The organism is Neorhizobium sp. PAMB6716 (assembly GCF_058242805.1).
In genome coordinates this window covers 116,694-140,106 of the sequence record NZ_JBZAYW010000003.1, presented here as the reverse complement: position 1 = coordinate 140,106, position 23,413 = coordinate 116,694, and the positions used below count along the sequence as shown (strand labels likewise).

The following is a 23,413-nucleotide window of genomic DNA, read 5'->3' as shown; positions in this document are numbered from 1 at the left end:
ATGAAACGTTTCATTGCCCGCAATGCCCCCGGTTACCTGTTTCTGCTGCCCTGGTTCCTCGGGTTCTTCCTTTTGGCGCTGGGGCCGATCCTTGCCTCGCTCTACCTGTCGTTTACCCGGTACGACATGGTGAATGCGCCGCGCTGGATCGGCTTTGACAACTATACCTACATGTTCACCCGCGACCGCCGGTTCTGGACGGCGCTGGAGGTGACGTTTCATTACGTGGCGCTGTCGGTGCCGGCGCGGCTGATCATGGCGCTCGGCGTTGCCATGCTGCTTGACAAAGGCCTGCGCAGCATCGGCGTCTACCGTGCGATCTTCTACCTACCGTCGCTGCTGGGCGCCTCGATTGCGATTGCCATTCTCTGGCGCCAGCTTTTCGATGCAAACGGGGTCGTCAACCAGACCCTCGGTTATTTCGGCATTGCCGGCCCGGACTGGCTGACCAACCCGGAAACCTCGCTCTACACGCTGGTGATCCTTGCCATGTGGCAGTTCGGCTCGCCGATGCTGATCTTTCTCGCCGGCCTTCGCGGCATACCCCGCGATCTCTACGAGGCGGCCGAAATCGATGGCACACCGCGCTGGCGCCAGTTTACCCGCATCACGCTGCCGCTTCTGGCTCCCGTTATCTTCTTCAACCTGGTGCTCCAGACCATCGAGGCCTTCAAGACGTTTTCGAGCGCCTTCATCATTTCCAACGGCAGCGGCGCACCGGCCGACAGCCTGCTGTTCTACACGGTCTACCTGTTCAACGAGGCCTTCAAGTTCTTCCGCATGGGCTATGCCTCGGCGCTTGCCTGGGTGCTGCTGATCATCATCGCGATCTTCACGGCAATCGCCTTCTTCACCTCGAAATATTGGGTGCATTATGAAAACGAGCGTGACTGATCTCGAGGCCGCCATCCAGCTGGACGAGGCGACCCGTGTCGCCCACGTCTTCATGCTCCAGCGCAAAAAACGCGAGCGCAATGGCCGGCTGTTGAAACACGCCTTCCTGCTCGGCGTGTCCTTCATCATGCTTTATCCGCTGTTCTGGCTGCTATCGGCGTCGCTGAAGCCGGAAAACGAGATTTTCGGCAATCTCGACCTCTGGCCCTCGACCTTCAAGTTCGACAATTACACCGCCGGCTGGCATGCGCTGCCACAGTCCTTCAGCGTGTTTTATGTCAACTCGGCCATCGTCACGATCCTGTCGGTCATCGGCAACCTCATCTCGTGTTCATTTGCGGCCTATGCCTTTGCGCGGCTGCGATTTACCGGACGCAACTTCTTCTTCGCGCTGATGATGATGACGTTGATGATCCCCTACCATGTGGTGCTCATCCCGCAATATGTGCAGTTCCTGCAGCTGGGCTGGGTCGATACCTATCTGCCGCTGGTCGTGCCGCGGTTTCTGGCCTCCGATACCTTCTTCATCTTCCTGATGGTGCAGTTCTTCCGCCAATTGCCGCGCGAGCTGGATGAGGCCGCGATGATCGATGGCTGCTCACCCTTCAAGATCTATTGGGCGATCATCCTGCCGCTGTCGCTGCCGGCGATGGGCACGGCTGCCATCTTCTCGATGATCTGGGTCTGGGAGGATTTTCTGGCGCCGCTCATCTATTTGAACGACATCAAGAGCTACACGGTGCCGCTCGCCCTTCGCCTGTTCCTCGATCAGGAGGGCCAGTCCGCCTATGGCCAGATGTTTGCCATGTCGGTGCTCTCATTGGTGCCTGTCGTCCTCTTCTTCCTCCTTTTCCAGAAATTCATCGTGCGCGGCATTGCCACGTCCGGAATGAAATAAGCGCCGTCGCAGAACATAGGGAAATCAAAATGGCTGGTTTGACACTTCGCAATGTCGGCAAGAGCTACGGCGCACTGCAGATCATCAAGGGCCTCAACCTCGATATCCATGATGGAGAGTTTCTGGTGCTCGTCGGCCCCTCCGGCTGCGGCAAGTCGACGCTTTTGCGCATGATTGCCGGGCTTGAGGATATCACCGACGGTATCGTCTCCATCGGCGGCAAGGTGGTGAACGACCTGCCGGCCTCCAAGCGCGAGCTTTCGATGGTGTTCCAGAGTTATGCGCTCTACCCGCATATGAGTGTGCGAAAGAACCTTGCTTTCGGCCTGCAGAATTTCCGCATGCCGCGCGCCGAGGTGGAGCGCCGGGTCGCCGATGCCGCGCGCATTCTGCAGATCGAGCCGCTGATGGATCGCAAGCCCCGCCAGCTCTCGGGCGGACAGAAACAGCGTGTGGCCATCGGCCGGGCCATCGTGCGCGAGCCAAAACTCTTCCTGTTCGACGAGCCGCTGTCCAATCTCGATGCGGAACTGCGCGTGCAGATGCGCGCCGAATTGGCCTCGCTTTACGCCCGCCTCGGCACGACGATGATTTACGTGACGCATGACCAGGTGGAGGCCATGACGATGGCGAGCCGCATCGTCGTCTTGCGGTCGGGAAAGGTCGAGCAGGTCGGAACCCCGCAGGAGCTTTATACGCGCCCGCAGAATCTGTTCGTTGCCGGTTTCATCGGCTCGCCGAAAATCAACAAGCTGGAGGCAAAGGTGACGGCGGGCGGGCGCATGGCAAGCGTCGAGGGACTGCCGGATTTCGCCCTGCCACCGCTTCCGACCACAGACAGCACATTGACGCTCTGCGTGCGGCCAGGCGCCTTGCGCATCGGGAGCGGCGATGTGGTGGGCGAGGGGGTGATCCGGCTTGTCGAATATCTCGGCAACGAGACGCTGTTGCATATCGCGCTGTCCACCGGGCAGATCCTGCTGGCAACGGCGGGCGGTCAGGCCGCCTACCGCGCCGGGCAGACCGTTCCGATCGGCTTTGATCTGGCCGATCTCCATTATTTCGATGCGAGCGGAGAGCGGGTCGAGCCGCCGGCCGCGGCTTTTGCGCACCAGGGCGCATCCGGCGCGAACTGAACCGATTGCAGGAAGAGCGGGCGTCCTCCTCCCGGACGCGCACGCTCATGAGACGAGGTAGAAGACGTTGAAAATTGCCATTGTTGGGTGCGGCTCCCGCCACCAGATGTTCCGTGACGCCGTCACCGAAGATTATGCCGACCGGCACGAAATCGTCGCGCTCTGCGACAGCAATCCACATCGGTTGAGCGAAGCGGCAAAACTTGTGTCGAAACCCGGCACGAACGGGGTCGCCACCTATCTGGCCGATGATTTCGACCGGCTGATAACCGAGCAGAGGCCGGATACCGTTGTGGTGGCAACGCCCGATTTCCTGCATGCGGATTATATCGTGCGGGCCTTCGAGGCGGGCTGCGACGTGATCTGCGAAAAGCCGCTGACGATTGATCTGTCGCGGCTCAAAATGATCGTCGATGCGCAGGCGCGCACCGGGCGTCAGGTGAAGGTTACCTTCAACTATCGTTATTCGCCCGCCCGCACCCAGATCAAGGAGCTGATCTCGTCGGGCGCCATCGGCACGGTGACGGCGGTGGATTTCCGCTGGCATCTCGACCGGGTGCATGGCGCCGATTATTTCCGCCGCTGGCACCGCCAGAAGGAAAACTCGGGCGGACTTCTGGTGCATAAATCCACCCACCATTTCGATCTGTTGAACTGGTGGCTGGGCACGGTGCCGACGGAGGTTCTGGCGTCGGGCCGGCGCGTATTCTATCGGCCGGAAACGGCCGTCGAAATGGGCTTACAAAACCGTGGCCCGCGCTGCGCCATCTGTCCGGTCGCCGAGGCCTGTCCGGTTCGCCTGGATCTGGCAGCCGACGAGAAGCTGCGCGCGCTCTATCTGGAGGCCGAGCACGAGGACGGTTATTTCCGCGACCTTTGCGTGTTCGATGAGGAGATCGGCATCGAAGACACGATGCAGGCCCATATCCGTTATGCCTCTGGCGTCACCGCCAATTATACGCTGACGGCCTATTCGCCGTGGGAAGGGCTGGAGATCAAGTTCCAGGGCACCAAGGGCGAGATCACCCACCGGCATGTGGAAGTGCATGGTGTGTTCGGCGGCGTGCGCGATCATGCCGATGATGACGCGATCACCACTGAACTGCATCTTGCCGGCGAGCGGCCAAAAATGCTCGACGTGCCGAAGGCGCAAGGCTCGCATGGCGGCGCAGATCCGGTGATGCTGGGTTATATCTTCAACCCCGAGGGCATGGAGCCCGACAGATACGGTCGCGCATCCGATCACGTGGCGGGCGCCTGGTCGATCCTTACCGGCATTGCCGCCAATGCCTCGATTGAAAGCGGCTCGCTGGTCAACATCCAGTCGATGCTGCGGGCCCGCAACATCCGCATCTGACGTCCGCGCCAAACCCCGCCTGCACGTTTCGACGCAGCCGCCTGATAAACAGGTGGCTGCGCCTGCCTGTATGCTTCTGATTGCGTGCCGCCGGCGCAACTTGGCCAGCCATTGCCAAGTGCCGCCATCCGGTTTCCCCACCATCTCGGCCGTATCCGATGAAGACCAGGATATGCGTCGTTGCCGGAAGCCGCAGTTTTATTTGCTTTTCCCGTTTTTCCGCCTCTTCACCGTGCCTCGCTTCTTGGAGGTTTGCTCTTTTTGCGCGCGTTATTTTAAAATACTACTAGAGGAAGAATAATTTTAGTTGCCAATCCACCTGAACGAGCATTAACTCTACCTATTGGTGATTTAATGTAAAAATACACCTTTAGGTGTTAAGGGGGCGGAATGGCGAAGCACAGGTTTGTGTGGTGGACCGCTGGCGCGGTCGTGGTCGTGGCGGGTGTGGCCGTGGCGGTGTCGCTTTTGACGGGCGGGGCAGGGCCAAAGCCGGGGCAGGTCAAGGATGAGGCGATGCTCGCCGGCCGCGACCTCAAATCCTTCCCCGCAGCAGATGAGGATTTCTTTGCCGACATGGACGGAGGCTATAAGGGCGTCAAGCTCTCGGACGCCGAGGTTAAGGGGCGCAACAACTGGATCGTCTGGACCGGCGGCAATGACCGGTTGTGGGACGGGCTGACCAATTCTTCCTTCGGCAGCTTTGATCTCCTGAAGACCATTTCCAGCCATCCCGGCCTCAAGGCCACGCGCGACAACCGCTGGGGTTATCTCGGGCTCGTCAACGAACCCTGCTTTACCAAGCCGACGGCGCCCGATCCGGAGCATTTTGGCCTTTGGCTTGATGTACGCGATCAAAAATGCGCCGCCGATCCCTTTGACAATGCCGATAAATACAAGGGCGTGGCCCTTGGCGGGCGCGGCAAGACGAAAGATCCGAAGACCGGCAAGGTGCTGCCTGTCGGTTCCTATTACGGCGAGCCGACGGGCATTGTCGGCCTGCGCCTGTTTCCCAATCCGGCCTTTGACGAAAAGGCCGCCAAGGACTGGGATGCCGAACGGTATTACAAGGATCCGAGTTATTACAACCGCAAGGATCTCGTGCGGCCCTACCGGGTTGGCATGGGCTGCGGTTTCTGTCACGTCGGTCCCGACCCGACCAATTCGCCGGCTGATCCGAACAATCCCAAATGGGAAAATCTCTCCTCGGTCGTTGGCGCCCAGTTCTTCTGGATCGACCGCATCTTCTCCTGGGATGCCAACCAGAAGAACTTCATCTTCCAGCTGGTGCATACGGCAAAGCCCGGCACGCTGGATACATCGCTCGTTTCCACCGACTATATCAACAATCCGCGCACCATGAATGCGGTCTACCAGACCAAGGAGCGGGTGGAGCTTGGGCTTCGGCTCGGCAAGGAAAAGCTTGGCGGCGGCGGTCTCGACAACAAGCAGTTCAAGGATTTTCCGGGTTATGAGGCCTATGGCGCCACCTACAAGGCACCGGACACGGTCTGGACGCCGCATGTGCTGAAGGACGGTGCCGATTCCGTCGGCGTGCTCGGTGCGCTCAACCGCGTCTATATCAATATCGGCCTGTTCAGCGAAGAATGGCTTTTACACTTCAACCCGCTTGTCGGCGGCAAGGACGTTTCGCCCATCCGCATCCAGGACGGCCGCAAGAACTCCGTTTACTGGCAGGCAACGGAAGAGCAGACGCCGCTGGTGGCGCAGTTCTTCCTCAACAAGTCCATTGGTGCGCCGCATCGGTTGAAGGATGCACCTTCGGGCCAGCAGTTCCTGACGACCGACGAGGCGACGCTTGCCCGTGGCAAGACGGTGTTTGGTGAAACCTGTGCCGCCTGCCACTCGGCCAAGCAGCCGGAGTTTCCGGCCGGCGTCGATCCGCGCGACAGTGCCGGGCCTGATTATATCAAGCGCTGGAACGCCTATTGGGCCTATGTCCAGACCCCTGATTACAAGAAGGCGATGGTCGACATCGCGCTTCGCCCGGATTTCCTCGACGGAAATTATCTCTCCACGGAAATGCGCGTGCCGGTGACGCTTCTGGAGACGAATGCCTGCTCGCCGCTCGCCACAAACGGCATTGCCGGCAATATCTGGGATAATTTCACCTCGCAGTCCTACAAGGACCTGCCCTCGGTCGGCACGATCAAGATCAAGGATCCGTTTACTGGCGAGCCGAGGGATTATGCCATGCCGGCCGGCGGTCGCGGTTACACGCGCCCGGCAAACCTTGCCAGCCTCTGGTCGACGGCGCCTTACCTCCTCAACAACAGTGTCGGCGATGACATGGGTTATGACAGCCCCAACCCAAGCGCCGACTATCGCGTCAAGGCGTTCGAGGCGGGTATCCGCCAGATGTTGTGGCCCGAAACGCGCAAGAAGGATTTGGTCCTCGGTGCAAAGGGCGTCGGCGAGATCTACCGCACGGATGCAACCTCTTACCTGGAAGTGCCGGCCGGTTATCTGCCTGATGGTCTTGCCAAGGTCGTTGGTCCCCTGGAACGCTTCCTGCCGTGGCTGTTCGGCGAGGGTGGCGTCAAGATCGGGCCAATTCCGAAGGGAACGCCGGTCAATATCCTGTCGAACCTCGAACTGCGCCTCGATGAGGCAAACAAGATCCAGAATCTCGACCAGGACGTGAAGCTGGTTTCGCTTCTCCTCAAGATCAAGAAGGACCTCAAGGAGCTTGGCGCCAATGCCAGCGATGCCGATGCCATCAAGGTGTTTGCAAACCTCAAGGATCCGCTTCTGGCGCTGAGCAAATGCGCGGATTTCGAGGTCAACCGTGGCCATTATTTCGGCAGTGACCGCGTGCCGAGCATTGGCGGCGTGCCAGCACCGCAAGGTCTCAGCAATGCCGACAAGGAAGCGCTGATCGCCTTCCTGAAGACCTTCTGAACGGGGGCGGGGTGTAACAGCCCCGCCCTTTTTCCTTATCCGGGCAAATTTTTGGGGGATGGGTCGATGGCCATGGACAATGTCGCCAGCCGTGAGGGCAAAGATTTCGAATATATCGTCGTGGGGTCCGGTGCCGGGGGGGGAACGCTTGCGGCTCGTCTGGCGGAAGCCGGTGCAACGGTTCTCCTCATCGAAGCGGGCGGCGATCCGCGCACGCTGAAAGGGGGTGATCCCGCTTATCCGGGTGAAAACCGTCTGCCCGATGACTATGACGTGCCGGTCCTGCATCCCTTCGCCTCCGAAAACACCGGCATGCGCTGGGATTTCTTCGTCCGGCATTATTCCAGCTCCAAGCTGCAGGAGCGCGATCCGAAATTCGTGCCCGAAGAAGACGGCGTGCTTTATCCACGCGCCGGAACGCTCGGCGGCTGTACCGCGCACAATGCGCAGATCATGGTCTATCCGCACAATGCCGATTGGGACGGCATTGCCGAACTGACCGGTGACGACAGCTGGAACCACCACAACATGCGCAAGATTTTCGAGCGCATGGAAAACTGCCATCACCGTTTCTTTCTCTATCGCTGGCTGGCAAAGCTCGGCATCAACCCGACGCGACACGGGTGGAAAGGCTGGTTGCGGACCGAAAAGGCCATTCCGCTCCAGGCGCTCGGCGATAAAGGGCTCGTCACCACCATTCTCGACAGCGCCGTCAAGGCGGGCAAGGCCCAGCCCAACCGGGAGGAAGGGCTCGAATGGACTGTGCAGGGGCAGGGGGACCCCAATGACTGGCGTCTTGTTTCCAAGAACGCCACCGGCATCCGTTATCCGCCGCTTTCCAACCGCAACCACCAGCGGCTCGGAACGCGCGAGCGGGTGCTGGAGGTGCAGGAGCGTTATCCCGACCGGTTGACGGTGCTTCTCGATACGCTTGTTACCCGCGTCCTCTTCGATGAGCGCAACCGCGCCATCGGCGTCGAGGTGATGCAGGGCGCGCGGCTTTACCGCGCCGCCTATAATCCAGCAGCGACTGCGCCTGCTCGCCAGGACATCCTGTGCTCGCGTGAGGTAATCCTGTCGGGCGGCGCCTTCAACACGCCGCAGCTTCTGATGCTGTCGGGTATCGGGCCGAAGGCGCATCTGGAAGAACACGGGATCCCCGTGCGCGTCGATCTGCCGGGCGTCGGCCGCAACATGCAGGACCGTTACGAGGTCGGCGTCGTCAACGAGATGAATACCGACTGGGAAGTTCTGAAAGGCGCAAAGTTTGCCGCCGGCGATCCGCAGTATCAGGAATGGAAAAACCGGCGCAACGGCGTCTATACGACAAACGGCGCCGTCATTGCCGTCATCAAGCGCTCGCTGCCGGAGCGGCCGCTGCCGGATCTCTTCTGCTTTGGCCTGCTGGGCCTGTTTCGCGGTTATTTTCCCGGCTATTCGGCGCTGTTTCCCGCTCATCTCAACTATCTCACCTGGGCAATTCTGAAGGCGCATACGGTCAATACGGCTGGCTCCGTCACGCTGCGTACGGCCGATCCGCGCGACCGGCCGCAGATCGAGTTCCGTTATTTCGAGGAAGGCAATGACCAAAACGGCGCCGATCTGGAATCCGTCGTCGCCGGCATCAAGTTCGTGCGCACCATGACGGCGCCGCTGAAGAAGCTCGGCCTGATCGTCAAGGAGCATCTGCCGGGGGAACAGGTGCAAAGCGACGAGGCGCTGGCGCAATTCGTGCGCGACAATGCCTGGGGCCACCACGCCTCCTGCACCTGCCCGATCGGCCCGCGTGACCGTTTTGGCGTGCTGGCGAGCGATTTTACCGTGCACGGCGTGCGGGGACTGCGGGTGGTGGATGCCAGCGTCTTTCCCCGCATTCCCGGCTTCTTCATCGTCAGCGCCGTCTACATGATCGGCGAAAAGGCTGCCGATGTGATCCTGCAGCAATCCGGCCGCGCCTGAAAGTGGACGCCAGCCTAGATGGAGGGGATGTGATGCACAAGAACCAGACGGCGATGCCGCTCGATACCGAAACCCTGCTGCGGCAGGAGGCATTCGAGATCGAGGGCGAGGTCATTGCCCATAGTGTCGGCGGCGTCGAATTGAACCGCCGACTGAACGAGCTGAACCGCTCGGCCCTTTGCATCTCCGGCGGCGGTATCCGCAGTGCAACCTTTGCGCTGGGCGTCATCCAGGCGCTCGCCACCCATCCGCGAAGACCGGGACACGAGCCGGCAGAGCCGCAGGATGCCCTGCTCGGCCGTTTTCGCTATCTCTCCACGGTGTCGGGCGGGGGTTATATCGGCAGCTGGCTTTCCGCCTGGCTCAGCCGCGAAAGTTTTGCCGAGGTACAGCGCCAGCTGACCGAGCGGCCGGAAGGGCCGGACGCGGAGCCCGGGGCCATCCGCGACCTGCGCCGCGACAGCAATTATCTGACACCGCAGGTGGGGCTGACGTCCGTCGATACCTGGACGGCGGCCTCCATCGTGGTGCGCAACCTTGTATTGATCTGGCTTCTGGTCATTTCGGCCCTGGCGGCAGCACTTCTGGTGTTGAAAATCGTGCTGGTGGGCATTTCCTCGGTTGGAGCTACAGGCCCTTTGGCCGATATGCCGGCCGCCCGATGGATATTGTTCGGCGGCGGCTTGCTGCTGCTGCTGATCGGCCAGCGCTATACGCTGACCAATTATTCCCGCAGCGATGGCGGCGGTGGCGATCAGGTCCACTTCGTGAGGTTCGATTTGCTGGCCGCCGCGTTTGGTGGCGCTTTCGTGACCACCTGGGCCATCCTTCCCATCGGCTGGGATGCAGCGGCACCCTCGACCCCGATTGTCCTTGTTTTTGGGGTCACCATGTTTTCCGCAAGCTTCGTCCTGTCCTTTCCTTCGTATATCGGCCAGCCGCACAATCCCTGGCTTAGGCTTGCCCGCTGGATGGTGGCGGGCCTCGTCTGGGGGGGCGTCGTGTCCGTCGGCCTGATGCTGGTGGTGGATATTGCCTATGCGCCGGCCAGACTTCTGGCACTTGTCGTCTTTGGCCCGCCCTGGCTGCTGATGGCGCAGATCACTGCCGAGACCATCTATGTCGCCGCCACCAGCAGCGAAACCCGCTCCGACGCACAGCGGGAATGGCTTGCGCGCGCCGCAGGCCTTTTTGTGGCGGCCGGTGTCTGCTGGACGGCAGCCGTCGTGCTGGGTGTGCTCGGCTCGCGCCTGATGGACGCCTTGCTGAACGATACGAGCTATGTCTACCAGTCGCTGACCGGTGGCGGTCTTGCGGCAACCGCAGGTGTTGCACTTGCCAGCAGCGGCGGCGATGGGGGTGGCGGCGAGCGCGGCGTGGTGGCCGGATCGCTGGCGCGATTGCGCAAATTTCTCCAGGTCGCCGGTGGCCAGGTGTTTCTCGCCCTGCTGCTGATCGTTCTCTCCGGTGTGCTTGATTACGTTCTGTTGGGGGGATCGCTGCTGGATCTGCTTCTCGCCAATGCCACCAAGGCGCCTGCCACGGTCAGTGTCGAGGGCACGCAACTCGATACGCTGCTGTTTGGTCGGAATCTGGAGCCGCCGGTCGCAGAAGTCGAAGTGCTGGGGAGGCTTCTTCTGGGCGGAGCCGTGCTCGGGGCGCTTGCATATGTCGTTTCGCGCAGCGTCAACATCAACCGCTTCTCTCTTCACGATCTCTATCGCAACCGGCTGGTTCGGGCCTATCTCGGGGCCACCCACAAGACGCGAAAGCCGAACCCGTTCACCGGCTTTGATATGGATGACAATCCGCCCATGTCTCAAATCTGGCCGCAGGCCAACGCGACGCATGAGCCCCGCGTCTCGCGCCTCTTCCACGTGGTCAACTGCACGCTGAACGTCGTGTCCACAAGCAACAAGGCCTGGCAACAGCGCAAGGCGATCTCGTTTGTCGTGACACCGCGCCACGCCGGTGCCGCTTCTCTCGACCCGTGCCCGCGCTGGGCAGGTTATACCGGCCGTTATGCCGGCGCCTACCGGCCCGCGGACAGCTATGGCGGCAAGCAGGGGATTTCGCTCGGCACGGCGATGGCCATCTCCGGCGCTGCGGCCAATCCGAATATGGGCTATAACTCAGCGCCTTCGGTGACACTGCTCTTTGCGCTTTTCAACATCCGGCTCGGCTGGTGGCTTGGCAATCCGGGACAGCCCGGCAAAAACACCTGGCAGCTCAGCGGTCCCCGTCAGGCCATCGTTCCCTGGTTCGATGAAGCTTTCGGGCGCACCACGTCCGACCGCGCCTATATCAATCTTTCCGATGGCGGGCATTTCGAAAACCTCGGCCTTTACGAAATGGTGCGGCGGCGTTGCCGGCTGATCGTGCTGTCGGATGCCGGCTGCGATCCCGATTTCACCTTCGCCGATCTCGGCAATGCCGTGCGCAAGATCCAGATCGATCTCGGCGTGTCGGTGTCCTTTGCCCATCTCGACCAGTTGCAGGCCCGCATTCGCTCGGGAGACAAACCAAGCGTTGCGCCATACTGCACCGTCGGGCGCATCCATTACGCCGATGCCGACGGGGCGGGTGAGGATGGTTATATCCTCTACATCAAACCAAGCTATCACGGCACGGAAGAGGCCGGAATCCGCGCCTATGCCAACGAGGATGAAAGCTTTCCGCATGATCCGACCGCCGACCAGTGGTTCGACGAATCCCAGTTCGAAAGTTATCGCTCGCTGGGTTTCGAGATCGTTGACGAACTCTTCTCCGGCATCAGCCAGACTGTGCCGGGCGGAGATCTGGAAGCTATCCTGATCGCGCTGTCGCGTACGGAGCAGATCCCGAAAAAGGTCGTGCCGCTTTGCCCGGCAAGGGTTGATGCAGCCGCTGCCGAATAAGCTTTGCCGTCAGAAACCGATCACCCGTTCGGCCGTCCAATAGAGGCCGGTGAGCGCGATGGCCGCCGATGCGGGATGAACAAGGCGGGTGCGATACCACGGCCGGTCTTTCCACCAGAAGAGAACCAGCCCGAAGGCAAGCCCGACCACGGCAAGCTGGCCTGCCTCGACGCCGAGATTAAAGGCGAGAACGGCGGCAAGGCGATCCTGTGCGGGAAGCCCCAGTTCCGTCAGCACGCCGGCAAAGCCCAGACCGTGCATCAGCCCGAAGCCGAAAACCAGCAGCGGCCGCCACGGCGTCATCTGCCGCACTAGAATGTTTTCGATGGCGATAGAGCTGATGGAGAGCGCGATCAGCGGCTCGACGATCGAGGCCGGCAGCGCGATGACGCCCTGAAGCGCCAGCAGCAGCGTCAGGCAATGGGCCACCGTGAAGGCGGTGATCTGTGTGATGAGCGGCCGCACGCGGGTCGTCAGCAGAACGAGCCCCAGCACGAACAGCATATGATCCGGTCCGCCGGGCACGATGTGGGTAAAGCCAAGCAGCAGATACTGCGCAACAAGCCGCGGCAGTGTTTCGGCCGGGCCGGGGGAAAACGGCATGGACGGGCTCGGTTCGTCACCCTCCACCCAGACGGTTCGCTCGGATAGTTGCAGCGCATAGCGGCTTTTGAGGAGATCGAACTGCCAGATCATCGCTTTGGCATTGTCCGGCATGGCGCCCGCCACCTTCAGCACGAGCAGCGCCGGGCGCGAGATATCCGCCGGGAGTTCAAGGCGCTCGATCTCCACTGTGACGGGCGACGGTGTCGCATCGATGGTGACATGGAAATACGCGGGCAGTTCGACTTCGAACCGCTTGAGAAGGGCAAGCGCCTGTGCCTCATCGAGATGACGGCTGGGCGGCAGCCCCGCCTGAAGTTCCAGCCGGTTGATGAGCGCTGTCGGGGCCGTGGTGAAAAGGGCGGTCCAGGATGCAGCCTCACGCGCGATGATCACCCGGCTTTCGCCGATTTCATGGGCGGCCGAGGTCTGACCCAGCAACACCGAGAAGAGCAGCAGAAGAAACTGCGCGAACGGGCGGATGCAGTCTTTCATCATGGCTGCGGCTTCTGGAATGTGAGGGACGACCAATGGCTTTGCCAGTCTTCGCTACGGAACCAGCTGGCCCGTTCCATCCAGACGATCTGCAGCAGCCAGATGCCGCCGCGCGCAAGTGGCAGGGAAAACCGGCCGTCGGTGCCGGTGCGGACGCTCTGCGGGTGGCGCGGATCGTCCTTTGCTCTTGCAATGAGGAGGCCGCCGGCAAGCGGATCTCCTTGCCAGAGAACCCGGCCACTGACGCCTGGTGTGCGATCCTGTGTGGGATCGCCATCGACAAGGATTTCCAGCCTCTGTCCAAGCGGCTCGCCGCCCAGAAAACGATCAGCCACTGCCCCGCCGAGCAGCGTCTTTGCATGGCGATAGAAATTTTCCCGTCCAGGCTCCAGGCTTTCATGGCGTGTTGCGCGCTCGCGGATCACCCATTCCAGGCCATGGCTTTCGAGATAACGTTCGAAGCGATCGGGGGCCAGGGTGACGGTGCCGCCGGCGCCGCTATAGGCAATGAGCGCGGTGCGCCCGCTCTCTGCTGCGATCATGCCCGCCGGCGACAGGCCGTCTGCGCCGGAGATCGGGCGCGGTGCGCCATCTGCGATCTGCAGTACAAAGAGATCGGTGGCTCTGGCGCGCCGGGGTACGGAATCTCCGATGAAGTCCTCGCCGACCTTCAGATCAATGGCGACGGCAGCGCCGGCGCCGGGGGTAAAGCGCGACGGCTCGATCCAGAAATCATGCGCCGGGGCTGGACCTGCAACAAGGAGCGCCGCTGCAAGTTTAAGCGCTGGCCAGGATGCAGGCCAGCGCCCTTTCACCCGCTCAGGTCGTCGCCAGCGCATAAACGTTCCGGATCGCCCGCCAGAGATGGCGCAGGATGACGCGCAACCCCTGCACAATGGCCCAGGACACCAGAAGCAGCAGGATGATGCCGGCCACGATATAGGGTGTCAGCGAGCGGGTGGGAGCCGGTGCCGGCGGCTTTTCCGGCCAGGGTTCGGCGAGATACGGAAACTCCGGCAGAAACGCCTTGTCGTTTTTGGTCGAACGGGGAAAGCCGCCTTCGATGAAGGAAATATCCATCAGCAGGCAGTCGCCGGCAGCGCAGGTCTGCGCCACGACGTCATCGCCAATCAACCTTCCGTTCGGATAACCGGCCGCAAACCGGTCGCTGTAGATCATCACGTCTGGCTGGTTGTCGTATGTGCGCAGGAGAAACGTCGTTTCCATCAGTTCGGCCAGCGCGTTTGACCACCACTGCGTGTTGCCCCTCAGAAAATTGTAGATGTCGTTGGTGCGGGTGGAATGCTCCATCAGCGCCGGCACCTGTTCGTTTGCGGCCACCGTGTTGAGAAAGCCGAAGCGCGGCAACTGTGTGCGGATGGAGCGGCCGACATGGTCGATCTGCTTGCCGTCCTTTGCCGTCGTGCCCCAGAGGATAAAGTCCTTCTGGCCCGCGGGAAAAGCATTGCGTGGAATGCTAAACGCCATGGTGATGGCGTTGACGCCGTAAAAGCGGGGGAAGTTGAACGGATCGTCCCGCACGCCGAAATTCGTGCGGATATCGTTGATGTTCTGCAGTCCCTCGTATTCGATGCGCTCAAGGCCCGCCTCATTGTTCAGCCGGATGCGAACCTTGGCATCGGCATGAAGTTTTGCCGGCTCAGCCACCGTTCCGCCGTAGCGGGCGACATCGCCGGCATTGTCGAAGGTGACCGGCGTGGTGAGATCAAGGTTCACCTCGTAGACATAAGGGGAAAGATCGTAAGGTGGCTTTGTGCTCAAGGCGCGGCGCACATTGAAGATCAGGATCAGCCGGTCGCCGTCTGGAAAGAAGATGAGGTCGGTAATATTGCTTTCCGGCCCCATCAGGTTGCTCGGATCGGCATGGTCAGAGGCAACCGCTGTCGTTGCCCATCCAAGGCAGGCCATGACGAGGCCTGCCCATAAGCTCCTCGTTCCCGCGCCTGCCGTCCGGCGTGGCCGACGGATCCTCTCCATCCACAGTCCCATCTGCCCAAAATACCTGCCCATTCCCGCCTCCAAGCCCCTGAGGAAAATACAGTCAGCAATAGAATGCCGAGTAAAATACCCGCATTGGTAGAATTGCATTAAACATGACACGCTTCAAGGTAGATTTTGTGCCGGACAGCCTGTTGCGTCGCCTGTTGATCGCCTTTCGTTTTGGTCTAATCTGAAGCCAAACGAAAAGGAGCCGTCATGCAGCTATCAACACGCCAGATGGAAATCATGGCCCTTGCGCGCGAAGAGGGGCGGGTGCTGGTGGATGAACTGGCGGCGCGCTTTTCTGTCACGCCACAGACGATCCGCAAGGACCTGAACGACCTCTGCGACGAGCGGGCGCTCACCCGCATCCATGGTGGTGCGGTCTTCCCGAGCGGCAACGAAAACGTCAAATACGAGGCTCGCCGTTCGATGGCGGCTGCGGAAAAGCAGGCGATCGGGCGCGCGGCGGCGGCCCTCATCCCCGACAATTCGTCGCTGTTCATCAATATCGGAACAACGACCGAGGCGGTGGGCGATGCATTGACCGAGCATCGCGAACTGATGGTGATCACCAACAATATCAATGTTGCCAACCGTTTGCGGGTGTTTCCCTCGATCGAGGTCGTCATTGCCGGCGGCGTCGTGCGTGGAACGGACGGCGGTATCGTCGGCGAGGCGGCGGTGGATTTCATCCGGCAATTCAAGGTGGATTTCGCCGTCATCGGCGCCTCGGCGATCGATGAGGACGGTGCGCTTCTTGATTTTGACTTTCGCGAAGTCAAGGTGGCGCAGGCCATTATTGCCAATGCCCGCCATGTGATCCTTGTCTCGGACGCCTCCAAGTTCGAGCGCACGGCGCCGGTGCGCATTGGCCACCTGTCGCAGGTCCACACCTTCATCACCGATCACTGCCCCTTGCCCGGCCTGCGCACCGTGTGCACCGACAACGATGTGCGCCTGATCGAAACCGCGCCCCAGACGGATGCGATCCGGCCGGAGTGATGACTTCGTTTGACATTCGTTTGTATTTCGATTTAGATGAATTGGATTTCGGAATTTAAAAAATCGCTGTACTGCGAACAGGAGACGGCAGATGACGGGCGCGCCCGTATTCGATATTTTCGTCATCGGTGGCGGTATCAATGGCTGTGGCATCGCCCGCGACGCCGCCGGCCGCGGGTATTCGGTGGCCCTGGCCGAAATGAACGATTTCGCCTCCGGCACCTCGTCCGGCGCCACCAAGCTCATCCATGGCGGATTGCGTTATCTCGAACATTACGAATTTCGCCTTGTGCGCGAGGCGTTGATGGAGCGCGAGGTGCTGTGGGCCATGGCGCCGCATGTCATCTGGCCGCTGCGTTTCGTGCTGCCGATCCAGAAGGGCGGCGTTCGGCCCGCCTGGCTGGTGCGGCTCGGCCTGTTTCTCTACGATCATCTGGGCGGCCGAAAGCTGCTGCCGGCAACCAGGACGCTCAACCTTTCCCGCGACGAGGCCGGCAGGTCCCTGAAGCCGGAGTTCCGCCGGGCGTTTGAATATTCCGACGGCTGGGTGGATGATGCCCGCATGGTGGTGCTGAATGCCCGCGATGCACAAAACCGGGGTGCGACCATTCTCAGCCGCGCCAAGGTTGTGTCGGCGCAGCGCGAAGCCGATCACTGGGTGATCACGACGAAATCGACGCGCGACGGGGCAACGCTGACGCATCGCGCCCGCATGGTGGTCAATGCCGCCGGCCCCTGGGTGGACCAGGTATTGGCCGGCGCGATGGGCCACAACAACGCCCGCAATGTGCGCCTCGTGCAGGGCAGCCACATCATCGTGCGCAAGAAATTCAACCATGACCGCGCTTACTTCTTCCAGAACCCGGATAACCGCATCATCTTCGCCATTCCCTATGAGGGCGATTTCACGCTGATCGGCACCACCGACCGGGATTTCAAGGAAGACCCGAAGACCGTGCGCATCAGCGACGAGGAGGTGCATTACCTCTGCAATGCCGCCAGCGAATATTTCAAGCAACCCATCGTGCCCGGCGATATCGTCTGGAGCTATTCGGCGGTGCGGCCGCTGTTTGATGACGGTGCCTCGAAGGCCCAGGAGGCCACGCGCGATTACGTGCTGAAAGTGGAAACGCCTCAGAGTGGCGCGCCGCTCTTGAACGTGTTTGGCGGAAAGCTCACCACCTACCGGCGCCTTGCCGAGCACGCGCTTGAAAAGATCGCCGAGACAATCGGGGCCAAGGGCAAACCGTGGACGGCCGGCAGCCACCTGCCGGGCGGTGATTTTCCGGTAACCGGCGCTGCCAGGGCCGTGGACCAGTTGATGTCGAAGGCGCCGTTCCTGAACCGTGGCCATGCCGAGCGCCTGATCCGCTGTTATGGCACGGATGCCAGCACCATGCTTTCCTCTGCCAAGACGGTGGAAGATCTCGGCCGCCATTTCGGCGGCACGCTCTATGAGGCGGAAGTGCGCTGGCTGCTCGACAAGGAATGGGCGGTTTCGGCGGAGGATATCCTTTGGCGGCGCACGAAACAGGGTCTGTTCCTGACGCCCGATGAGGTCGCAGCGCTTGAGGATTATCTGCAGACGGCAACTGTTGCCTGACCTACTCGTTGTGACATCTGCCGCCTGAAACAAGGTCTTTCAGGCGGCAGGATCAAGAATGCGTCAGCGCGCCATGTCAAACAGCAGCGCGCGTCCGTCGGTTGTCCAGACGAGATCCTCGAACTGGTCGGCGCCGATTTCCACGGCATCACCCGTGGCCAGCCGTTCCCCTTCCAGCATCGCAACGCCTTCGATGATATGCAGGAAGGCAAGACGACCCGAGCGGGCGGGAAGCGGTGTGCGGTCGCCGTCGCGGGCATTTGCGATGAAAAGCTGCGTATCGGACTGCAGCTGTAGCGGGGCATCACCGGCAGTACCGCTTGCCAGCAACGACCAGCCGCCGTCATCCCGGCCTGTGGGCAGCGATGCCTGCTGATACATCGGCGTGCCACCCACGAGATTGGGGATGAGCCAGATCTGCAGAAAATGCGCCGGCTTTTCGCCGGATGCGTTCATTTCCGAGTGGCGCACACCGCTTCCGGCATACATCAACTGTGCCTCGCCCGGCGTAATGGTGACGAGATTGCCCAGCGTATCCTTGTGCTTCAGCTTGCCTGAGAGAACCAGCGTCAGGATGTCCATGTCCGCATGGCCATGCTCGGAAAAGCCGGAGCCGGGGGCAATCCAGTCCTCATTGATGACGCGCAAGGCGCCATAACCCATGCGGGTCGGATCCTGAAAGCCGCCGAAGGAGAAGGTGTGATAGCTGTTCAGCCAGCCCGTATCGGTATGGCCGCGGTTCATGCTTTCGTGAATGAGGGTCATTGTCAGCCTCCATTGTTCGGGTTGATGGGGGCGCCGGAGCGCCCGTTAATCGTTGATCGGCGGCAGGAGATCTTTGATCTGCTCGCGGAACGGTTCGTAGCGGGCAGGCAGTTTCAGGGCTTGCCCGAGATGGGCCGTATCTTCATCCCGGTCGAAACCGGGTTCGTTGGTGGCGATTTCAAACAGCACACCGCCCGGCGTGCGGAAGTAGATCGCGTAGAAATAATCGCGGTCGATGACCGGCGTCACCTGGTAACCGGTGTCCATCAGCGCTCTGCGCACCTCAAGCTGGGCTGCCCGATCATCGACGGCAAAGGCGATATGATGCACCGAGCCGGCGCCAAGTGCTGCGGAACCTGCCTGCGGCAGCGTCTGAAGGTCGATGATATCGGCGCCATTGCCGCCGGGCATGACGAAGCGGGTCCATTCCTTCTGCGTGTCGGCCTGCTGATAACCCATGAAGGTCAAAAGCTCGGCTGTGGCGCCGGCATCCTTCAGCCGGAGGCTTGCGCCCTGGAACCCCTTCACCGCTTCGGCCGTGCCGATGCCGGCCTTCGACCAGCCAAGGCGTGGATCGGCGTCGGTTTCCACAAGCGAGAAGCCATCCCGGTCGGGACCGGCAAAACGCAGGTAGCTTTGGCCGAAGCGTTCTTCCTCACCGATCAGCGGCACGTCCCTTTCGGCCAAGCGTTCCTTCCAATAGGCCATCGACCCCTTGGGAACGGCAAAATAAGTCTCGCCCACTTCGCCGGCGCCGCCCCGCCCCCTGTCGATGTCGGGGAAGGGAAAGTAGGTCATGACCGACCCCGGCGTGCCGGCATCGTCACCGTAATAGAGGTGATAGACTTCCGGTGCATCGAAGTTGACGGTTTTCTTGACGCGCCGCAGGCCGAGCGTGCCGGTGAAGAAACTGTTGTTTTGCTGGGCGTCGGCGGCCATCGAGGTAACGTGGTGCAGGCCCTTGATCTGGTTCAGCATGGAAGTGATCCTTTGGCGGTTGCGCGCCACTGTCTGGCGCCGTGAGCACAAAGTGCGGCAGATCGAGGAAATGCTGAATAGCAATAATATTGACTATATTATTTCTCTTATGGTAATAATGACCCATGCAGGATCTGACCGATATCCGTATCTTTCTCGAAGTGGCGCGCCAGCGCAGCTTTGTGGCGGCTGCCCGCCAGTTGTCGCTCACACCGCCCACGGTAACGCGGGCGGTGGGCGCACTTGAGGAAAGCCTTGGCGTACAATTGCTGTTGCGCACCACACGTCAGGTCTCGCTGACCTCTGCCGGCGCAAGTTATGCGGCGCGGATCGGCCCTGTCATCGAGGAGTTCGACCGGGCCGCCGAAGAATTGCGCGAGAGCCAGGGTGAGACCGGCGGCCTGATCCGGGTTAATGCGCCGTTATCCCTTGGCCAGCAGATCCTGCCGGACATGATTTCCGGTTTTCGCAGCGAACACCGTGCCGTTTCGGTGTCCCTGCAATTGACCGACCAGTTCATCGACATTCTCTCGGGCGCCTGCGATGTCGCCATCCGCATTTCGGAAGCGCCGCGCGACAAGTCCACGATCTGGCGCAAGATCTGCCCGGTCACGCGCATGCTGGTCGCCTCGCCGGGATTTCTGGCCTCCCATGGCAATATCGACAGTCCGGACGATCTGCAGCCACCATGGTGCCTTGCCTACGATGCCGAGGCGCTGGGAGAGAACTGGGAGCTGTCTCGCAACGGGCAGAACCGCCGCATCCGCGCCGGGCAGGCGCTTGCCACCAACAATGGTGAGGTGATGGCACGGTTGGCCGAAAACGGCCAGGGGGTGGCGCTGCTGCCGCTGTTCATTGTGGAGGATGCGCTGAAGGCCGGCCGGCTGGTTCAGGTGCTCAGCGATTGGCAGATGCCGCAGCTGTGGCTTACCCTTTATTATCCGCCCTATGAGCGGCTTTCCGCCCGCATCGCCGCCTTTTCGAATTTCTTCGAGGATTATGTCACTCGCGTCCGGCCGATCTGACCGGACGCGGGTGCGCTTGTCAGGCGACTGCGAGCTTACGCGGTATCTGGTGGGCCAGCCAGTCCAGAAGCGCATCGCCGCGCATCGGGCGTGACAGCCAGAAGCCCTGGATCTCGTCGCAGCCCATCGCCTGCAAAAGATCAGAAGCTTCTGCCGATTCGACGCCTTCGGCCACCACCCGGTAGCCAAGACTGTGCGACAGGTTGATCATCGAGCGCACAAGGACACGCTCTCGGTTGCCGTTTGCCATGTCTGCGATGAAGGATCGGTCGATCTTCACCACACTGGCCGGCAGCTTTTGCATATAGGCAAGGCTCGAATAACCGGTGCCGAAATCATCGATGGCAAGACGGATGCCGGTGGCGGTCAGTCTTTGCAGGAGGTCGAGCGCCCGGTCCGTCTCCTTCATCATCGCGGTTTCCGTCAGTTCCAGCTCGATGCGGTCGGGAGAGACGCAGTGCTCTTTCAGCTTCTCCATCATGCGCTCGAAGAAATCGTGTTCTTCCAGGTTGAGCGCCGACAGATTGATGGACAGCTTGAATTTCAGCCCCAGCGCCTCCCAGGCTGCAATGTTGCGCAAGGCCTCTTCGATCACCCAGGCGCTGAGTGCCCGCGCGTAAGTGGAGGCCTCGACGATGGGGATGAATTCAGCGGGCGAAATCGGCCCGAGAACCGGATGGTTCCACCGCAGCAGCGCCTCGGCGATCTCCACCTCGCCGGTTGCAAGATCCATGCGCGGCTGGAAGACGAGGAAAAGCTGATCGTCCGCATCGAGCGCGATCGGGAAATCCTGCAGCAGACGGAAATTGCGGCGATGGCGCATATCGGTTGCAAACGAGAAAGAACCGACGCCGGTATCGCTGTCGCGCGCGTCCTGCACGGCGCTCTGCAGGGATCGCAGCACGTCCTCCGGCAGCATTTGTGCAGGATCAAACGACATGACACCGATAGAGGGCGTCATGCTCATGTGAAAATCGCCGTGTTTTTCGATGTCCCGCAGCGTTTCGGCAAGCAACTCGGAATAGGTGTCCCGGTCGGCTGTCTCAGGCGCGAAGAAGGCAAATTGCGTCGGCCCGACATGATAGGGCGTCGATTGCTCGCCGACATGAGCCTTGAGGATGCGGGCGACGGTTCGGATCAGCCCGTCGAGATAAGACGGGCCCATGACGCGCGACAGCCGGTCGAACTGCGCCGTCTGGGCAAGGTCGAGAAGGCTGATGATGCGCTGCTCGCCATGGTTCTTTTGAAGGTCGGACAGGTCGTTCAGCAGCTGGAAACGGTTCGGCAATCCGCTGGAGGCGTCGATGCGGCCGACGGCATGCTGCAGTTCGATCTGGTCCATGACCATCGCGGCAAGATCCGTCAATGTCGCCATTTCATCATCGGTGATGGTGCGCGGCTCGGCGCCGAGAACGCACAGCGCGCCCAGCCCATGCCCGTCCGGCGTCAGGAGCGGCGCGCCCGCGTAAAAACGGATGCCGGCATTGCCAAGCGTACTGTCAGCGTAATGATCGTCCTTTTCGAAATCGGGGATGACCAGCATGCGCCCGGTTTCCGCCACTTCCGCGCAGGGCGCCTTGTAGCGCGGAATGCCGTCATGCTCGACGCCCACCTTGGACTTGAACCACTGGCGATCGACATCGGTCAACGACACCGCTGCGATCGGCAGGTTGAAATAGGAGGCGACAAGCCGCGTGATGCGGTCAAAGCTTTCGCTGGGCAGGGTGTCGAGAAGCCGCAGGTTGCGCAGGCTGCTCAGCCGCGCCAGTTCGTCGGAGGCATGCATGATGGCGGATATCCTCACACGGTGGCCTGCTGGATGCAGGCGCAAGGCCGCGCGGTGTGGTGTGTCTAGAGAAAAATCCGGCGGACCATTGCTCAGGGTCCCGCCGCGCTAAAGGCGGTTCATTCCGGGAATCCCGTTTGGCCAGGCGTCATGCCAAGAGCTATCGCGATAGCTGCCGAGGTTGAATATGACCCATTGTTTCCAAACGCCAATGGACTTCGCCTAAATTAGCGTTGTCGAATGACGGGAAGGTTAACATCCGGTGTCTGCCTTCAATTGCTGGCAGGTGAGACATCGGCCATTGCGTGCGGGTGGGGTTGCGTTTTGCCGCTTGATCTGCGTGCGAAGCTGAGGCTTTGTCTGTCGAAGGCGTCGCCCGCAAAAGCGCGTCGCCCTGCCATGTCAAACAACGGGAATGCCAGTGACACGTCTTCAAGAAACCGCCCGGGATCTCGCCGATCGCATGATGGACCTTTATCGCGGCAAACGCCTGATGCTGGGCATTGCCGGGGCTCCGGGATCCGGCAAGTCGACGGTGGCCGATGCGGTGGTGGAGGAGATCAACCGCCGCCAGCCCGGCCTATCCGCCGTCTTCCCGATGGACGGGTTTCATTTCGACGATGCTGTTCTCACCGACATGGGGCGGCTGGCAAACAAGGGGGCGATCGATACCTTTGACGTGCATGGCCTGCGCCACACCCTGGCGCGCCTCAAGGCGAACGTGGATGACGTGGTGGCCGTGCCGGTGTTCGACCGGGAAATCGAGATTGCCCGCGCCGGCGGACGGCTGATTCCGAGGGAAACCGGCATCATCGTCTGCGAGGGCAATTACCTCCTGATGCGCCAGTCGCCCTGGGACCGGCTGAAGCCGCTGTTTGATCTCTCGGTGCTGGTCGATGTCGAGATCGAGGAACTGCGCCGGCGCCTGCAGGCGCGCTGGCAAAGCCTCGGTTTCGATGAAACAGTCGTCCGGCTGAAGGTCGACGGCAATGACCTGCCGAACGGCATCGCCATCATGGCAGGCAGCGCGGAACCGGACCTGCGCGTGCGAAATTAACCGCTCACGCGCAGCCATCCCCATTCCCGCAA

Annotated in this window: 17 protein-coding genes; 11 read left to right on the top strand and 6 right to left on the bottom strand. The window is 61.2% G+C overall.

Annotated features, from left to right (window positions below; all coding sequences use genetic code 11):
• From AC4CWH_RS25655 to AC4CWH_RS25625, 7 genes are all read left to right on the top strand, one after another.
• Positions 1 to 894 carry a carbohydrate ABC transporter permease gene (locus tag AC4CWH_RS25655; RefSeq protein WP_491322535.1) on the top strand — a complete coding sequence of 298 codons (894 nt, stop codon included), beginning with the start codon at positions 1 to 3 and terminating at the stop codon, positions 892 to 894.
• A gap of 52 nt (positions 895 to 946) precedes the next feature.
• Positions 947 to 1,792 (top strand): carbohydrate ABC transporter permease, encoded by an 846-nt coding sequence (locus tag AC4CWH_RS25650; RefSeq protein ID WP_491322538.1) that lies wholly within the window; start codon positions 947 to 949, stop codon positions 1,790 to 1,792.
• A gap of 29 nt (positions 1,793 to 1,821) precedes the next feature.
• On the top strand, positions 1,822 to 2,928 hold the full coding sequence (locus AC4CWH_RS25645) for an ABC transporter ATP-binding protein (protein WP_491322534.1): 1,107 nt from the start codon (positions 1,822 to 1,824) through the stop codon (positions 2,926 to 2,928).
• Positions 2,929 to 2,995: 67 nt separating this feature from the next.
• Positions 2,996 to 4,285 (top strand): Gfo/Idh/MocA family protein, encoded by a 1,290-nt coding sequence (locus tag AC4CWH_RS25640; protein WP_491322533.1) that lies wholly within the window; start codon positions 2,996 to 2,998, stop codon positions 4,283 to 4,285.
• Between the two features lie 390 nt (positions 4,286 to 4,675).
• Entirely contained in the window at positions 4,676 to 7,207 is a 2,532-nt protein-coding gene (locus tag AC4CWH_RS25635; RefSeq protein WP_491322532.1) for a hypothetical protein, read from the top strand.
• Positions 7,208 to 7,273: 66 nt separating this feature from the next.
• Positions 7,274 to 9,166: a GMC family oxidoreductase gene (locus AC4CWH_RS25630; protein WP_491322531.1), complete on the top strand. Its 1,893-nt coding sequence runs from the start codon at positions 7,274 to 7,276 to the stop codon at positions 9,164 to 9,166.
• 32 nt (positions 9,167 to 9,198) lie between these two features.
• Positions 9,199 to 12,063: a patatin-like phospholipase family protein gene (locus tag AC4CWH_RS25625; RefSeq protein WP_491322530.1), complete on the top strand. Its 2,865-nt coding sequence runs from the start codon at positions 9,199 to 9,201 to the stop codon at positions 12,061 to 12,063.
• 9 nt (positions 12,064 to 12,072) lie between these two features.
• On the opposite strand, the gene AC4CWH_RS25620 is transcribed toward AC4CWH_RS25625, so the two are convergent.
• From AC4CWH_RS25620 to AC4CWH_RS25610, 3 genes are read right to left on the bottom strand one after another with little or no spacing between them, the layout of a single operon-like run.
• Positions 12,073 to 13,164 carry a HupE/UreJ family protein gene (locus AC4CWH_RS25620; protein WP_491322529.1) on the bottom strand — a complete coding sequence of 364 codons (1,092 nt, stop codon included), beginning with the start codon at positions 13,162 to 13,164 and terminating at the stop codon, positions 12,073 to 12,075.
• A complete protein-coding gene (locus tag AC4CWH_RS25615; protein WP_491322528.1) occupies positions 13,161 to 14,000 on the bottom strand; it encodes a DUF4198 domain-containing protein in 840 nt (279 codons plus the stop codon). The genes AC4CWH_RS25620 and AC4CWH_RS25615 overlap by 4 nt, the downstream gene beginning before the upstream one ends.
• Entirely contained in the window at positions 13,981 to 15,090 is a 1,110-nt protein-coding gene (locus tag AC4CWH_RS25610; protein ID WP_491322527.1) for a hypothetical protein, read from the bottom strand. Before AC4CWH_RS25610 ends, AC4CWH_RS25615 begins: the two co-directional genes overlap by 20 nt.
• A gap of 288 nt (positions 15,091 to 15,378) precedes the next feature.
• Here AC4CWH_RS25610 and AC4CWH_RS25605 point away from each other — a divergent pair, with 288 nt between their 5' ends.
• Together AC4CWH_RS25605 and glpD are read left to right on the top strand one after the other, a co-directional pair.
• Positions 15,379 to 16,167, top strand: a complete 789-nt coding sequence (locus tag AC4CWH_RS25605; protein WP_491322526.1) for a DeoR/GlpR family DNA-binding transcription regulator — start codon at positions 15,379 to 15,381, stop codon at positions 16,165 to 16,167.
• A gap of 91 nt (positions 16,168 to 16,258) precedes the next feature.
• Positions 16,259 to 17,770 (top strand): glycerol-3-phosphate dehydrogenase, encoded by a 1,512-nt coding sequence (gene glpD / locus AC4CWH_RS25600; RefSeq protein ID WP_491322525.1) that lies wholly within the window; start codon positions 16,259 to 16,261, stop codon positions 17,768 to 17,770.
• A 63-nt stretch (positions 17,771 to 17,833) separates the two neighbouring features.
• Here glpD and AC4CWH_RS25595 read toward each other — a convergent pair whose 3' ends face one another.
• Positions 17,834 to 18,535 carry a pirin family protein gene (locus AC4CWH_RS25595; protein WP_491322524.1) on the bottom strand — a complete coding sequence of 234 codons (702 nt, stop codon included), beginning with the start codon at positions 18,533 to 18,535 and terminating at the stop codon, positions 17,834 to 17,836.
• Positions 18,536 to 18,580: 45 nt separating this feature from the next.
• The gene (locus AC4CWH_RS25590; RefSeq protein WP_491322523.1) at positions 18,581 to 19,513 is read right to left on the bottom strand and encodes a ring-cleaving dioxygenase; all 933 of its coding nucleotides are present in this window, start codon (positions 19,511 to 19,513) and stop codon (positions 18,581 to 18,583) included.
• 125 nt (positions 19,514 to 19,638) lie between these two features.
• Between AC4CWH_RS25590 and AC4CWH_RS25585 the strand changes: the two genes are divergently transcribed.
• Positions 19,639 to 20,538 carry a LysR family transcriptional regulator gene (locus tag AC4CWH_RS25585; RefSeq protein ID WP_491322522.1) on the top strand — a complete coding sequence of 300 codons (900 nt, stop codon included), beginning with the start codon at positions 19,639 to 19,641 and terminating at the stop codon, positions 20,536 to 20,538.
• A gap of 19 nt (positions 20,539 to 20,557) precedes the next feature.
• On the opposite strand, the gene AC4CWH_RS25580 is transcribed toward AC4CWH_RS25585, so the two are convergent.
• Entirely contained in the window at positions 20,558 to 22,324 is a 1,767-nt protein-coding gene (locus AC4CWH_RS25580; RefSeq protein ID WP_491322521.1) for a sensor domain-containing phosphodiesterase, read from the bottom strand.
• A 421-nt stretch (positions 22,325 to 22,745) separates the two neighbouring features.
• Here AC4CWH_RS25580 and AC4CWH_RS25575 point away from each other — a divergent pair, with 421 nt between their 5' ends.
• Positions 22,746 to 23,381, top strand: a complete 636-nt coding sequence (locus AC4CWH_RS25575; RefSeq protein ID WP_491322520.1) for a nucleoside/nucleotide kinase family protein — start codon at positions 22,746 to 22,748, stop codon at positions 23,379 to 23,381.
• Positions 23,382 to 23,413: the final 32 nt, after the last annotated feature.

What these genes read in the sequence shown, in the direction of transcription:
- AC4CWH_RS25655 (WP_491322535.1), top strand. Translation starts at nt 1, where the DNA reads ATGAAACGTTTCATTGCCCGCAATGCCCCCGGTTACCTGTTTCTGCTG.
- AC4CWH_RS25650 (WP_491322538.1), top strand. Translation starts at nt 947, where the DNA reads ATGCTCCAGCGCAAAAAACGCGAGCGCAATGGCCGGCTGTTGAAACAC.
- AC4CWH_RS25645 (WP_491322534.1), top strand. Translation starts at nt 1,822, where the DNA reads ATGGCTGGTTTGACACTTCGCAATGTCGGCAAGAGCTACGGCGCACTG.
- AC4CWH_RS25635 (WP_491322532.1), top strand. Translation starts at nt 4,676, where the DNA reads ATGGCGAAGCACAGGTTTGTGTGGTGGACCGCTGGCGCGGTCGTGGTC.
- AC4CWH_RS25630 (WP_491322531.1), top strand. Translation starts at nt 7,274, where the DNA reads ATGGCCATGGACAATGTCGCCAGCCGTGAGGGCAAAGATTTCGAATAT.
- AC4CWH_RS25625 (WP_491322530.1), top strand. Translation starts at nt 9,199, where the DNA reads ATGCACAAGAACCAGACGGCGATGCCGCTCGATACCGAAACCCTGCTG.
- AC4CWH_RS25620 (WP_491322529.1), bottom strand. Translation starts at nt 13,164, where the DNA reads ATGATGAAAGACTGCATCCGCCCGTTCGCGCAGTTTCTTCTGCTGCTC.
- AC4CWH_RS25615 (WP_491322528.1), bottom strand. Translation starts at nt 14,000, where the DNA reads ATGCGCTGGCGACGACCTGAGCGGGTGAAAGGGCGCTGGCCTGCATCC.
- AC4CWH_RS25610 (WP_491322527.1), bottom strand. Translation starts at nt 15,090, where the DNA reads ATGGCCTGCCTTGGATGGGCAACGACAGCGGTTGCCTCTGACCATGCC.
- AC4CWH_RS25605 (WP_491322526.1), top strand. Translation starts at nt 15,379, where the DNA reads ATGCAGCTATCAACACGCCAGATGGAAATCATGGCCCTTGCGCGCGAA.
- glpD (WP_491322525.1), top strand. Translation starts at nt 16,259, where the DNA reads ATGACGGGCGCGCCCGTATTCGATATTTTCGTCATCGGTGGCGGTATC.
- AC4CWH_RS25595 (WP_491322524.1), bottom strand. Translation starts at nt 18,535, where the DNA reads ATGACCCTCATTCACGAAAGCATGAACCGCGGCCATACCGATACGGGC.
- AC4CWH_RS25590 (WP_491322523.1), bottom strand. Translation starts at nt 19,513, where the DNA reads ATGCTGAACCAGATCAAGGGCCTGCACCACGTTACCTCGATGGCCGCC.
- AC4CWH_RS25585 (WP_491322522.1), top strand. Translation starts at nt 19,639, where the DNA reads ATGCAGGATCTGACCGATATCCGTATCTTTCTCGAAGTGGCGCGCCAG.
- AC4CWH_RS25580 (WP_491322521.1), bottom strand. Translation starts at nt 22,324, where the DNA reads ATGCATGCCTCCGACGAACTGGCGCGGCTGAGCAGCCTGCGCAACCTG.